General features: G+C 37.3%; 11 protein-coding genes and 1 pseudogene. 6 read left to right on the top strand and 6 right to left on the bottom strand.

Going from position 1 to position 14,243, the window contains the following annotated elements:
• The 3 genes and pseudogenes from F6K27_RS29155 to F6K27_RS34455 all read left to right on the top strand — a co-directional run.
• Positions 1–185, top strand: a pseudogene (locus F6K27_RS29155) (IS701 family transposase); the annotation flags it as partial.
• Between the two features lie 335 nt (positions 186–520).
• Positions 521–892 carry a transposase gene (locus F6K27_RS34450; protein ID WP_375339673.1) on the top strand — a complete coding sequence of 124 codons (372 nt, stop codon included), beginning with the start codon at positions 521–523 and terminating at the stop codon, positions 890–892.
• A gap of 13 nt (positions 893–905) precedes the next feature.
• Positions 906–1,139 (top strand): zinc ribbon domain-containing protein, encoded by a 234-nt coding sequence (locus tag F6K27_RS34455; protein ID WP_375339674.1) that lies wholly within the window; start codon positions 906–908, stop codon positions 1,137–1,139.
• Positions 1,140–1,360: 221 nt separating this feature from the next.
• On the opposite strand, the gene F6K27_RS29165 is transcribed toward F6K27_RS34455, so the two are convergent.
• The 5 genes from F6K27_RS29165 to F6K27_RS29185 all read right to left on the bottom strand — a co-directional run bounded on the left by F6K27_RS29165 (position 1,361) and on the right by F6K27_RS29185 (position 7,712).
• Positions 1,361–2,608 carry an FtsX-like permease family protein gene (locus F6K27_RS29165; protein ID WP_287276193.1) on the bottom strand — a complete coding sequence of 416 codons (1,248 nt, stop codon included), beginning with the start codon at positions 2,606–2,608 and terminating at the stop codon, positions 1,361–1,363.
• Between the two features lie 304 nt (positions 2,609–2,912).
• Positions 2,913–3,947 carry a polysaccharide deacetylase family protein gene (locus F6K27_RS29170; protein WP_124144776.1) on the bottom strand — a complete coding sequence of 345 codons (1,035 nt, stop codon included), beginning with the start codon at positions 3,945–3,947 and terminating at the stop codon, positions 2,913–2,915.
• Between the two features lie 215 nt (positions 3,948–4,162).
• Entirely contained in the window at positions 4,163–5,728 is a 1,566-nt protein-coding gene (locus F6K27_RS29175) for a bifunctional pantoate--beta-alanine ligase/(d)CMP kinase (RefSeq protein WP_287276191.1), read from the bottom strand.
• Between the two features lie 455 nt (positions 5,729–6,183).
• The gene (locus F6K27_RS29180; protein ID WP_287276189.1) at positions 6,184–7,218 is read right to left on the bottom strand and encodes a septal ring lytic transglycosylase RlpA family protein; all 1,035 of its coding nucleotides are present in this window, start codon (positions 7,216–7,218) and stop codon (positions 6,184–6,186) included.
• Positions 7,219–7,331: 113 nt separating this feature from the next.
• Positions 7,332–7,712: a hypothetical protein gene (locus F6K27_RS29185; RefSeq protein ID WP_124155967.1), complete on the bottom strand. Its 381-nt coding sequence runs from the start codon at positions 7,710–7,712 to the stop codon at positions 7,332–7,334.
• A 588-nt stretch (positions 7,713–8,300) separates the two neighbouring features.
• On the opposite strand from F6K27_RS29185, the gene purM reads away from it, so the two are divergent.
• The 3 genes from purM (at position 8,301) to F6K27_RS29200 (ending at position 13,433) form a co-directional block, all read left to right on the top strand.
• Positions 8,301–9,296 (top strand): phosphoribosylformylglycinamidine cyclo-ligase, encoded by a 996-nt coding sequence (gene purM / locus F6K27_RS29190; RefSeq protein ID WP_287276194.1) that lies wholly within the window; start codon positions 8,301–8,303, stop codon positions 9,294–9,296.
• Positions 9,297–10,268: 972 nt separating this feature from the next.
• Positions 10,269–12,050, top strand: coding sequence for an AarF/ABC1/UbiB kinase family protein (locus F6K27_RS29195; protein ID WP_287276187.1), 1,782 nt, complete (start codon positions 10,269–10,271; stop codon positions 12,048–12,050).
• A gap of 120 nt (positions 12,051–12,170) precedes the next feature.
• The gene (locus F6K27_RS29200) at positions 12,171–13,433 is read left to right on the top strand and encodes a linear amide C-N hydrolase (protein ID WP_287276185.1); all 1,263 of its coding nucleotides are present in this window, start codon (positions 12,171–12,173) and stop codon (positions 13,431–13,433) included.
• Positions 13,434–13,690: 257 nt separating this feature from the next.
• Here F6K27_RS29200 and F6K27_RS29205 read toward each other — a convergent pair.
• On the bottom strand, positions 13,691–14,243 hold a 553-nt coding region (locus tag F6K27_RS29205), incomplete at its 5' end, for a transposase (protein WP_287300947.1).

A 14,243-nucleotide genomic window follows, 5' to 3' on the forward strand; every position in this document is an offset into this window, starting at 1 on the left:
TTGCTACTAATGACCTGAGCAAATGCAGTAAAGATGATGTAGAATTTGAATCTCAAACCAGATGGAAAGTTGAAGATATCAATGGAGAAATTAAGCAATTAACAGGTCTATGCTCCTGTCAATGTCGTCTGAGAAAAATTCAAATAAATCATATTACTTGTGGAATGTTAGTCTGGAATTTTTGAAAAAGATTAGCAGTAACAATAGGAAAAACTATTTACGAAGTCAAACATGAATTACTCTGCTGATTATCTGCTCCAAGAACTGAAGAAACCCACAATCAAATTCAGAGCGGTTTTTATTTGATAGGTATTTTTTGACTCTTGTTTTGATCATGATACTTTTCTTGAGGCGTTAGCGGAGCTTTGCTGAGGCAATCGCTCTCTATTTTTCAGCGTTGGCGGAGGGAGCAAGTGCGGCAGCTATATCGCTCTACATTACCATACGCTATATATGCTGTCTTTGCGTAAGTCCTGTCTATAAAGACCAAAACGATAATGCGGTTGTTTATCCTCAATATTTGAGAAAATCACAGAAGAAATTAAAACGCCGACAAAAGCAATTAAGCAAAAAGTTTGTTAAAGGCAAAAAGCGGTGCGACCCCGCGTCGCCGACAGGCGCAAGGGAACGCGCACCAAGACAGCCTCAATCAAACAATTATCACAAAGCCAGAAAAAGACTAGGGTTATGCCACTTGAAGGTGAGTAGACAGCGTAAAGACTGGAGCATTAAGCAAGCTCGGTGCGTAGTAGCATCTAACGATGTTGTCGTCTATGAAGACCTGAAGATACAAAACATGGTCAAAAACCATCATTTGGCAAAGTCAATATCTGATGCATCGTGGTATCAATTCACGATAGGGGCTAGAATATTATGGAAAAATTTGGGATAAGGCAGTTGTTGCGGTGAATCCCAAATACACTTCGCAAGATTGTTCTAATTGTGGGCATAGAGTCAAGAAAACTTTGTCAACTCGTACTCATGTTTGCCCTAGCTGTCATGCTGAAATATGTCGTGATACTAACGCAGCACGAAACATCTTGAATCGTGGATTAGAAATAATAGGTATTGAGTGGAATCAAGGTACCGTAGGGCATAGGTCAACCTATATTGGTAATAGGGAACGCTTTGGGAGATAACGGCCTCTGCTAATGATGGGCAACTTGCCGATCGTAAGTTGTGTCGATGAGCAAAGAATCACTTGTTTGTGAGAATCCCCGCACCTTTAGGTCGGGGAGTATGTCAATAGGCGTTGTTCACTCCCATATACCATTACGCGACCAGGACTACTAAACCTAAACCCTAACACCTATAACCTTCTTCAAACCAACTTGCGATCAACAACTGAAATTGTTTATTTCTAAGCTTTAAATACAATTGCAGGATCGATACGAGTTACTTTTTGAATGGCAAAGAAAGCTGACCCGACACACATAAAAACAGTTATACCTAGCACTCCAAGTGCAGACAAAGGTGTAATCAAAATAATAATTCCTTTGCTTGCCACCCAAGTACTCAATCCTAAACATACCAACATTCCAGGGAGATAACCTAAAACTGCCATCCAAATTGCCTGCTCCACAATTACTGCATACAATTCTTGATCAGATGCACCCATGGCCTTGAGAGTACCAAATTCCTTCAGGTGGTCAGACACAGATGAATACAAAATTTGGGCGACCACTACTATGCCCACAATTACACCTACTACTGCACCCATTCCCAAAACTAAACCAATATTTGTTCGTGCCAACCAAAAAAATCTGGTTTTCTCAGATAGTTCATTTTTAGTGTAAGCATTGGTAGCTGGCATCGCCTCTTCTATTTTTTGTTTTAATACTTGTAAATCTTCACCTGGTTTAGCTTTGACTAATATATAAGCGATCGGATCTGCTACTTCTAAATTTTTTGGTGCTGGTGTTTCTTCCAACTTTTGAGTGGGGTCTTTTTTTTCTACTACTTTTGTACATTGAAGATTTCCTGCTCCTACAACTTTGCAGTTAACTTCGGCGTTAATACCTGCACTAATATATGTGTTAGCGTTTTCTAGGGATGTAAATAATAAGGTACTTGATACAATTGACTGAGTACCTTTGGTAACTGCGACTAATTTTGCTGGTAGGGAACCTGCTATCGCCATTGTTCCTACTCCTTCTGCAAGCATGCTAGATAGCCTACTTTGGTCGGCCATCACAGCGAATGGCTGTTTCAGGTCGCTGACGTTACCTTCAATGACTTTTCCTGGGTTAAACAGTTGTCCATCTGGGTTAAATCCCACCACCATTAATGGACTCATTTCTCCATTCTGAGGCCGCCATCTGACTGATCCTAAAATCAAAGCTTCTGCTCGTTGGACACCTTCTATAGTTTTGGCTTGATTCAATTGACCGTAAAGTAAGGGGTCTGTCAGCTCGAAGTTGACCATTTGATTAGAGGCGATCCAAATATCTGCGTTGGATTTATCTATTAGTAGGGTTGTGGAACGAGCAAACCCATTTAATATGCCTGTTTGAATTGTCACTAAGCTGACTGCAAATAATATCCCTGCTTGGGCTACTATAAACCGAGGAATATCTTCTAATAAATTTTTGCGAGCTATAGAAGCCATCTTGTTTTAGTCAAAAGTACTAATAGATAGGTTTACCAACAATATATAGCAGGCAACAGGCAACAGGCAACAGGCAACAGTGAGAAAAGTATTTCTCTGTCTTACAGTTCATCATCAATCTATGTCCTAACTAACTCGTCCTTTGCTATAACAATATCAATCTGCTCTGCTCTGAAGTTTTATACAAAACTCACAACTAAATACGGTAAAAGTATTTCGATCCACCTTCGGTTGAGAGAAGTAGTAAGTAGAAAATCAAAGATCAAATCTTTCTCTTTGGTCGTTGGATTTAATATCTCATTGTTTATTCCTTGTTTCCTTCTGCCTTTGTTTCTTGCTTTTTAATTTCTCTTTGTTTTGCTAATTCTTCTTGATGTAGCTCTCTATCTTTAATGGTTAGTAATTCTGGTATGGTCACAAATTCATAACCTTGTTTTTTCAAGCCAGCAATAATATTGGGTAGAGCTTCAACAACGTGACCTCTTGGGCCACCACCATCATGTAGTAAGACAATTCCACCATTGCTAGCTTTATTCAAAACTTTTTTAGTAATTTCTTTAGCTGACCTGTAATACCAGTCTACGGAATCAGCAGACCATAAGACTACGGTGTGTTTCCGTTCTTTGGCGTAGTCGGCTAAACCATTCACTAGGACACCACCAGGTGGACGAAATAGATTGGTTGTCCTGCCTGTGATTTTGTATATCAGGTCTGCTGTACGTCCAATTTCACTTTTGATCAGGTCTGGACTCATTTTACTCTTTTTAGAAGGGTGGTTCCATGTGTGGTTAGCAATAACGTGACCTTCTTCTACAATTTTTTTGCCTATTTCTTGACGTACGTTTAAATGTTGGCCGACTACGAAAAAAGTTGCCCGAATATTATGCTTTTTGAGAATATCTAATATTTGTTCTGTAGTTTTGTTCCACGGACCGTCGTCAAAGGTTAAGGAAATAACTTTCTGTTTGCTATTGAGAGTAATATTTTTAACTGTTTGACTTTGGAATCTTTTAGGGACACTAAAGTTAAAGGTTTTTAATTCTAATTCCCTCAGTTTTTGTTTAGTATTATTAATTTTTTTGGCAACAACAGAACTAATTTTAATTATTTCTAATGGAGTTTCTTTGCTATTTACCGATTGATTGATTGTCTTTGTACTTGTTGCTGTTTTTACTGTATTTGTATTTGTTGCTGTTTTTACTGTAGTTGCTTTTGTATTTGTTTGTTGATTTGTCCATATTTCCATGGGCAATAACATTCCGATTAAGAAACTTCCACTAGCAGCTATCACTGTTGCTAAAGATTTCCCTTGTCTGGATAGTGAACCTAAGTTTGTCATATTTCTCCTACACACCTTGTGTCATTGTGTGAAATTATTCGGTAATTTTTTCAAGTTCAAACTTTTTAATTTTTTAGGTAGTCTAACCATTATTTTTATTTTGAAATAATAGCTATTTTAAAATAAAATTATTGAGAAAAATAAAATACTTGATTCTCCTCCTGAGTTTAATCTAACTAATCTTAATCTACTAAGTATTTCCCGGATTAAATGAACTATGGTAGTGGATTTTTTTGTCTGTAAATATCTACAATTTTTTGAGTAACTTCCGCTATGCTTAAACCATCGGTGCTAATTTCTATAGCATCTAGAGCTTTTCGTAAGGGAGAAATTTTCCGGTTAGCATCTTTTTGGTCTCGTTGAATAATATCTTTTTTTACCTGTTCTAAGCTGATATTAGTTTGACCTTTTTGTTGTAACTCTAGCAGTCGCCGTCGCGATCGCTCTTCAGCAGAAGCTGTTAAAAAAATCTTTAGTTCAGCATTGGGAAATACATGAGTACCAATATCTCGTCCTTCTGCTACTATTCCTCCTTTTGTTCCAAATTTTTGTTGTTGTTCTACCATAAAATACCTGACAGTTGCCTGAGCTGCAATAGCTGAAACATGATTTGTAACTTCCCTGCTCCGAATTGCTGTTGTCACATCCTGGCCATTGATCGTGACATGGTTATTTTCAGGGCCATTAAAACTAATCTGACATTGACTGACTAACTCTGCTATTTGGGGTTCATCTTCTACTGGGATGCCAGCTTGTAATACCATCCATGTTACGGCTCGATACATTGCCCCTGTATCCAAGTACAAAAGTCCTAATTTTTGTGCGACTAATTTGGTTACTGTTGATTTGCCAGCTCCAGCAGGACCATCAATGGCAATTATTGGTTTGCGGTTTCTCAAAAGTATATTATCTATTAAACGGCAAGATCCAATATGAGCAGCGATCGCTAATAAACCTATATGCTGAATATTTTCTAAAGGTTGTAAACTTTCTGGATCGACTATTTCTACATACTCTAGTTTTATAAATGGTAAAGTTGCCAATTGTTCCTGCACAGCATTTTTAATTTTTTCGACAATATTTGCTGCATTTCGATTTTCTAAAAATACTTTTCTACCATGACAAAGAGAGCTATATAATATGGAAGCTTGCTGTTTTTGTTCGATAGTTAAATATTGATTGCGAGAGCTAATAGCTAATCCCGAAGCTTCACGAACTATTGGACAAGAAATAATATTAACTGACAAACTGAGGTCTTTAACCAACCTTTGAATAATTGCTAATTGTTGAGCATCTTTTTGCCCAAAATAAGCATTATTTGGCTGAACTAAACTCAATAATTTAGTTACAATAGTGGCAATTCCTTGAAAAAAATCTGGTCTAGAAAGACTACACATAACTGATGTCATGCTAGATGGAGGAACAACTGTAGTTGTAGAATTTTGGGCATTAGTAGACAGCTCATTTTCCATATTCATCGTTTCAGGGGTGGGAGCAAAAATAATATCTACACCTTCTTGTTCGCATAGTTTTTTATCTGCTTCTAACTGCCGAGGATATTGTTGGAAATCTTCACTAGGAGAAAACTGTAAAGGATTAACAAAAATAGTTACAACAGTAATTTTATTCTCTTCTTTAGCACGTTTAATTAGGCTTAAATGTCCTTTGTGTAAAGCTCCCATTGTTGGTACTAAACCAACAGTATGTGGAGATTTTTGTAGATCATTTTTCAAAAAATTTAAGTAGCATTGCAAAGCTGCAGTAGTAGTAAATAGACGCATTTTTTATAAAAATAATTATTGATAATTGGTAAGCATTCAGCACTCAGCACTCAGCACTCAGCTATTAAGTTATTATCCTAGAAGGAGAATTCAAAATTACGTTTGCGTAGCATTCCGTAGGAAATGATGCTAATAGCTGAATGCTTACCATTGCTATACTCAAGTTTATTAAGTATATTTTATTTCCTGTTCCCTACTAACAAATCTTATAGCAATTGAAGCAAAAGATGCGGACAGTTCAAAAGCTTAAAACTCAGACAAAGCAATATTTTCCCTATTACTTCTTCCTTCTTCCCTCTTCCTTCTTACTTCTTACTTCTTCCTCTATATATAATAGAAAAAGGAGGAAAAGATAGACTTTTCCCCCAAACTATTTATATAGACACTCTCACGAAACTATTAGAGTTACTACTCCTGTAATGATGTAGAGTGAAACATTCAATAAAATGCCAAAATTAAGATCCACGAGAATCAATAACCTCAACTTTTACAGGAGCAACTCCACTATGAATCATACCTAAAATACGAGCTGCCGCAGCGGATAAATCAATAACTCTGCCTCGAATAAATGGGCCTCGATCGTTAATTCTGACAACGACTGAACTACCATTATTGAGATTAGTCACTCGTACCTTTGTTCCAAAAGGCAGAGTTTTATGGGCTGCTGTCATTGCATATTGATTGTAACGTTCGCCACTGGCACTTAAGTTACCATGAAATCCAGGGCCGTACCAAGAAGCCCAACCTTGATCTTGGAAAGTAATAGGCCTAACAGCTATTTTTTGTGGTTCTGGCTGTGGTTTTGGTTTTGGTTGACCCGCTATTTCTTTTAAAGGAGGGGCATTATTAACTTGTCGTCTGAGACGGTTAGTTGCTTGTAGGGTATCTGTGGCTAAATCGTTAGTAGTATCTGGCAGAATAGTTTGCTTATCTATTTCTACTAATTTTTGGTCATTAACCAGAATCATGTAGCTTTCAGTATCTGTGTCCCACTTAGCTGTAATATCCAGATTAGGGTTTTCCTGCATAAGCTGATTTAGTTGGGAGGCAACTATTGATGCTCGCCACACAGGATCTTTTTGTTGGTTTGAATTAGAAGATTGAATAGTAGCTACTTTCACCGAAGAGTCTGAGTTAGACTCTGGACTATTATTTGCCTTCTTATCCTGAGAGTCAAGAAAAGTAAGAACTGGAATATTACGAACATAGAGAGTTGCAGCTTGACGACCAGTTAATTCATGGGCCATAATTTCAGTGACAGTCTCCTTCCCTTGTCTTGTGTTTAACTGGTATTCTCCAACTTTGAACACATTTGCCTGTCTATTGGCAACAGTTTTCTGTAAGTTATCATTTATTTCTAAGCTTCTATCTGTTGGTTCGTTCTTTTGATAAATTTTGTCTTCTTGAAGAGTATCAGCATAAGAGTAATCTACACCTACACTAGAAAATATCAAGAAAGTAGTCAGAAAAGTCCAAATTTTGTACTTCATAAACCTATTTTTTTAAGCTATTTTTTTTAAGAAGCACCCATTGAGTTGAACTTATCTGGGCATAGTCCAGCTAAGACTATTCCGGATAACCCAAACTCTTAGAAAAAATCTACTCAAAACGAGTAATTGTATCCATCTCGTCTGTGAATGGGTTGGATATGATTTCGAGATACAGACAAGATTTTATCCCCATGTCGGATGTCAAAATTACCTTTACTTCTGACAGTTTTAATCCTGACTCCCTTTAATCCAATGTTTTTGCCTTTGACGACATTGATCATATCTCCAGTTTTCCAACCTGGTACAGGTTTTTTAGCCTGATAACCCTTGCGGGGAAAACCATATTTGTCCATCTGTACCATCTGCCTGCAACCATGTCCCATTGCTGTTACCATTAGGGGTTGATTCGTCAGCATTGCCATGCCAGGTTTGCATGGTGTTAATGGTTTTTTACTCGCGTCAAGCACGAATACATAATTAGTTGAGTTGGACATTTTTGCGTCCCTCCTACAAAAAGTGTAAAGTTGGCCTCGCCTGGTTATTTTGGCTTGTTAAGTTCGACACACTGGTTTTTCAAATCTCTTTACCTGTTTAATGCCAAACAATAGAGGTCGGAACTGGCCACGCATCCCGACGTATTGTGACCAAAATAACGTTTACTTATTGCTAAGTAGGCTGGACTAACCATTTAAGCGATTTGAGCGCTTTGATTAGATTTGTGGTTAGTCTTCGATGTTTAAGTATTATTAAGAGACTGCAATAGAGTATCACAAACTTTTAAGATTGGGAATCAAATTAGAAAAAAAATTTGGTTAATTTTATAGATACAAGACTGATGGTAAACTTCTAAAGGCTAGACATCCTGACAAAGCTAGTGTCGCTACGCGGAAGTTAAAAATCAAAATTCAAAATTCAAAAGCATTGATTGGTAAGGCTTTTAAGATTTTGTAACTGGTCAGTTATTTCCGCCGTCCTGCACTAGGGATTGATGAAATTGCCTTTGCAAGATTGAGAATCTGCAAAAATGGGTTTCTTAATTTCTTGTTGTCTAGCGCACAATCAAAGTTTTGGCCTAAGACATGATGGATTATAAACAAGCTGGTGTTGATGTTGAAGCGGGTCGTGAATTTGTAGATAATATCCGCAATATGGTTATTAGTACCCACCGACCAGAAGTTTTAGGAGCATTAGGTGGGTTTAGTGGATTATTTGCTTTGCCAAGTGGTTACAAAGAACCTGTTTTGGTTTCTGGTACTGATGGTGTGGGCACAAAATTAAAACTGGCAAATACTCTTAATTGTCATCATACTGTTGGTATTGATTTGGTTGCTATGTGTGTTAATGATGTGTTGACATCGGGGGCGGAACCTCTATTTTTTTTGGATTATTTAGCAACAGGAAAATTGAATCATCAACAGTTAACTGAAGTGGTTTCTGGTATTGCTGAAGGATGTCGTTTAGCAGGGTGTGCTTTAATTGGAGGAGAGACTGCTGAAATGCCTGGTTTTTATCCACCTGGTGAGTATGACTTAGCTGGTTTTTGTGTGGGAATTGTGGAAAAAAGTTTAATTTTGGACGGGTCTCAGGTAAAAGTAGGGGATGTGGCGATCGGGTTGGAAAGTAGTGGTGTTCATAGTAATGGTTTTAGTTTAGTTAGAAAGATTATTGACGAGTACAATATTTCTCTACAAGATTGCCCAGATTTTTTGAATAATAAAAGTTTGGGAGAGGCGCTATTAACCCCAACAAAAATTTATGTTAAGCCAATTTTAGCAGGGCAAAAAGCGGGTTTAGATATTCATGGTATGGCTCATATTACTGGTGGTGGTTTACCAGAAAATTTACCTCGTTGTTTGCCAGAAGGAATGTCTATTGATATAGATAAAAGTAGTTGGGATATTCCTCCTATTTTTAGATGGATTTCTGAAGTTGGTAATGTTGAAAAGGAGGCAATGTTTAATACTTTTAATATGGGGATTGGTTTTGTGGTTTTGGTGCCACGAAATCAGGCAGAAATAACGATTAATTGGTTTGCTTCTCAGAGGATAAAGGCTTATTATTTGGGTGAAGTTAATTAGTTTTTGATAATGGATTGAGCAAAAATTAGGGATAATTTTTTTGATGAGGGAGTAGGCTATCGCTAAAGTAATTTATTCAATTATCAATCTTTGTTATTGTCGTCACATTTATAATTTAAATTACCTAAATCAACGAAATATCTCTAAGTTGTTTATGCAAAAAAGATAAAATAAAGTAAGGAATTACAATTATGTTGACATAATATAAATTGACACAAAGAGTTAATTTTGTAATTGAATGATGAAGATAAGCATAATTAAAATCAGACTTGAATATTGCGACCGCAATATTTAATCTTAGTAGGCTAAAATTACGATGGTTTATGATGATTTATTTGAATAAAACACACATTCCGCACGTCAACTTGTAACATTAACAGTAGTATATCAATCTGTAGCTTGGTTAAGTATTTATACTATGCAAATCATCTCAATTACTTTTTTAGTCGATCAAATTCCGAGTAAATAATTAAGTATAAATACTTGCTTGATCGTGTACTTGATCGTGACACCTATGATTTTCTTCAGAATTGCTGTCTCCTGCCTCCTGACTCCTTCTTCGGTTGCTACATTTTGTGGTGCGGAATGTGGGATAAAAATTTCCTTGATTTAATATCTAAGTAAATAAGTATGAAATGGCAAATTGGTGAGCGATCGCTGTTGCATACAATATCTGATATCTAGCAACTTTTCCAAAATTATTAAATAGTTTTCACGATCTAGTTAATTAAATGAATATTAATCATTCTAAGAGTAATTCTTAAAAATCTTATTTTAAAGGTGTAATTTTTCTATAGTCCTATCGCTGGAAAAATGTGTGTTCAATGATTTTTATAGGTTTAAAACTATGAGTATTTTCAATATAAATTATGAGTAATTTTCTAGACTTAAATCAAAAGTAAACAAAAAAAAATTAACAGTGAAATAGTAAAGTACACAATTAATAAATAATTTATTGGTCTAGTTGAAAATATGATAAAGAAGAAGTATATTCCTACCCCTATAGTTGAGAAAAAAAAGCGTAAAAAAGTAAAGGTGGTAGAGAATCTGGAGACCCGTCGCTTATCAACTCTCTATGTTATTTGGCGATTCCTAGTTTATTTTGCAAGAATACAATATCGCAAGTTTACTGGTAAGTCAGATGTGCAAAAAACAGCCACTCAATTACGAGAAATCTTTGAAGAGTTTGGTGGTTTTTGGGTAAAAGCAGGTCAGATACTCGCGCTACGAACAGACCTTTTTCCCGATGAAGTATGTGATGAATTACGAAGTCTACAATATGAAGCTCTTGGGTTTCCTTTCCACATAGCACGCTCAACTATTGAATCAGAATTAGGTGCCCCTATAGGCAAAATCTTTGATAGTTTTGATGAGCAACCTCTGGCAGCTGCCTCTATTGCTCAAATTCATAGAGCAGTTTTGCGGAAAAAGAATAAGAAAATTTCTGTAGTAGTTAAAATTCAGCGTCCTGGTTTGGCAGATGCTTTCAAGCGAGATTTAGATGTAATTAAGATTTTTGTTAACTTATTGGTATCTTTCAATGTTGCTCCTTATTTCCGTTGGGAGCAGTTTGTAGTAGAACTGGAAAAGACTTTTAAGGAAGAGTTGGATTTTCGTTATGAAGCTGCTAATGGTCGTCGCATGAAAAAGAACCTCAAACTCCATAAAATATATGTCCCAACAGTATATCAGAAATATTGTAAACGTAGAGTTTTGGTGATGGAATTTATAGACGGTGTTTTGATGTCTGACTACATTAAGATATTACTGAGCGATCGCCAGAGAGCAAGGCAGTGGGATGACGAAAACGATGTAGACTCCAAAGAAGTTGGTGAAAAGCTGTTGCTATCTTTATTACGACAAATCTTTGAAGATAATCTTTATCATGGAGACTTACACCCAGGTAATATAATTTTATTACGCAAAAGCAAGTTTGTATTAATTGATATGGGAAGTACGGGAACTCTGGACGCAGAATTCAGAAGAATTTATTTTAATTATATAAATGCTCTCTCAGAGGGAGATTTTCCTAAAGCTTCTGATTATTATATCCGGTTGTGTATAGATGTTCCGAAAGCAAACATTCCTAGAGTCAGGGTTGATATGGCTCGTGGATTTGATTCTTGGTCAGCTAAATCTGAACTCAAGGGGTTATCATATCGGGAAAAGTCCTTGGGTGGGGCTACCCAAGAAGTTAATCAAGTAACCTTTGAGAACGGAATACCAGCTAATTGGACACTTCTGAAAATTAGTAGGTCTTTCTTTGCATTAGATGGCTCACTGCAATATCTCTTGCCAGAACTAAATACGTTCAAGATCCTCAAAAAGTACAATAAGGAAGCCGATCGCCGTGCTTTAATTAATAGTCTGCGTCCTAATAATATTAGGGCGTCGCTTCAGCAGTTATCGGATACTTTTAATCAGTATAACGATATAATTTTGCCTCAACTACGACAGCGAACTATAGCTTTTGAGTTAACAGTTAACAGGTCTGCTCTGACGTTGGCAGTGATTTTGCGTAGTTTGTCATCTGTATGGCTGATAAGTGGGTTTGGCACATTGTATGTCTTCCTCTATCAGCAATATTTTGAGATTATTCAACCTATTAATGTTGAAGTTGTTGATGAAGTTGTGAGACAGTTGCCATACATACCATATTTGGAGTGGGTAGGGATATTGATTGTTGGGGGATTAACTTTCAGGGTTTTATTAGCTTGTGTAAATATCCTGGAGCGTAAGGAGTTTGGTAATTAGAAAAGTTTATTAATTTTATTAATTAGATAACAATAAAATATTGATTTAAGTGGGAATGAGTATGTTATGGTTTTACTGTCATGGGTAAATAATCCAAGACATTAAGCAGTATTGAACTTAATGATGAAGAATCATAATTTAACGATCAAGAAGCTAGCAACTATATTAGTTGTACTTATTACCATACTGTCCATGGCAGTAGTGACTCCGGCTCAAGCCTGTAGCCGGTTAGTCTACGATACTGGTTCAAATGGACCAATTACTGCCCGCAGTATGGACTGGTTTCATGACCCCCAGGCTGAACTCTGGTTCTTTCCGGCGGGCGAGCGGCGTGAGGGTGGGGCTGGTCCAAACTCAATTAAATGGAAGTCAAAATATGGCAGTATCATTACCTCGAGCTATGACATCGCCACTGTTGACGGCATAAATGATCAGGGTCTCGTTGCCAATCTCCTCTTTTTGGCGGAGACGGACTACGGTGATATTGGACCATGCGATCCAACCTTGTCCGTTGGAGGCTGGGGTCAATATGTCCTTGATAATTATGCAAACGTTGCAGAGGCAGTCGAAGGACTGGAAGAACTGGACAAAAAATCCTTAAAAATCGCCACAACCACCCTTAAGGAGCTCGGGGAGACACTAAGACCTAACTCCATACCGCAACCAATTATAGTAGCGATGGGAGAAGCGAACTTTGCACTTCACATGGCGCTCTCGGATAACACTGGGGATTCAGCGATCATTGAATACCTTGGTGGTGAGATGATTGTCCATCATGAAAAAACAGCTAATGTGCTGACCAATGACCCAACCTTCGACCAACAGATTGCCATCAATAGCTATTGGAATAGCCTCTACAAAAATTTGGAAGGTACAATTGGGTTATTTCTGCCAGGTACCAGCAGTCCATCAGACCGGTTTGTCCGGGCTAGTTATTACTTGGATAAAATGGGTCCTCGGTTGGCAGCAGAGAAAAAGTTGGCATCGAAAGCATCGGGCTTCATCCTCAATAAAGATCAGGAGCGGCGGAGTGAATTAGCAGCAGCGCTTGGCATCATCCGCAACGTCTCTGACCCTATTGGTCTAGATGGTTTCGGCATAGGTACCACGCAATGGCGGACTCTTGCAAACCAAAGTCTTCCGACGAAAAATGTAAGTGATGATCCAAATGCCACCTACTTTTTTGAATTCACCGAGAATCCGAGTGTTGTCTGGGCTAATATCAACAAGCTGGCTGAACAAGGAGTTGTGAGTAATTTTGACTCTATTAATAATCCTTTATTGTCAGGTGATGTGTCAGAAAAATTTGAAGAAGCAGATGCTTTCTCCTGGGATATCTCTTGCACTCTTGATAACTCCTGCGTGAGTCCCCTAAATAACTAAACAAGGGAACCAATAGTTTATTGGTATTCTCAATCTTTTGACTACTCCCCGGACTGAAGTCACGGGGATTCTAAGTTGATACTACGCAACAGGATAAATCCGTGTTGCTCCGTTTCTTCTTAGCTGACCAAAGATATACTCTCTGGGGACAAGTCAAAGTGCCCCTACACAGTCGGCTGAAGTTTAAACTTAGCTTTCTGCTTACTTTTGCAATTATATTTGCAGCTCCATTACAGTCTGCATTTATCAAGCAATTATTACCAGTTCCATACAAACCACGCTGTCTTGATGCAGTCGCTCATGGGGGAAACCCCCAAGACCGCGCTGCATCGCTTTATTCTTTTTCCTGACGGTTTCCAATCATCGGGTTTCTCACCATAATTAGGTAGATAGTCACCATCTAAAAACGAAGCAATACTTGTATAACTTTCTTCAGTTTCTATAAAAATAATTCCATATTCATCGCACAACTGAGCTATTCTTTCTTTGAGTCTAGCTGTGGGAATTGGTACAAATTCTGAATTACTTTTTTTTCCTAATTTTATTTCATTTTTCTGACCTTTATTCCAACCAAATACAATTGTACCAATAGATTTTTTTAAACAATGATTAATTACTATTCTGGCTGCTTTATTTATACCGTCACGCACTTGACGATTACGCTTTTCTGTAATGCCAGCTAGTTTATTTGACCAAAATCCTTGAGATTTATTTTCTTTAATAGTTGATATCTGTTTGTTGTACCAACGATTCATTGATTTGAGATGTTTCCCATCCACAATTAAGCTAGTACCGACATTAGATACACAG

Origin of the sequence: Okeania sp. SIO2F5 (genome assembly GCF_010692685.1) — a bacterium.
Classification (GTDB): Bacteria; Cyanobacteriota; Cyanobacteriia; order Cyanobacteriales; family Microcoleaceae; genus Okeania; species Okeania hirsuta.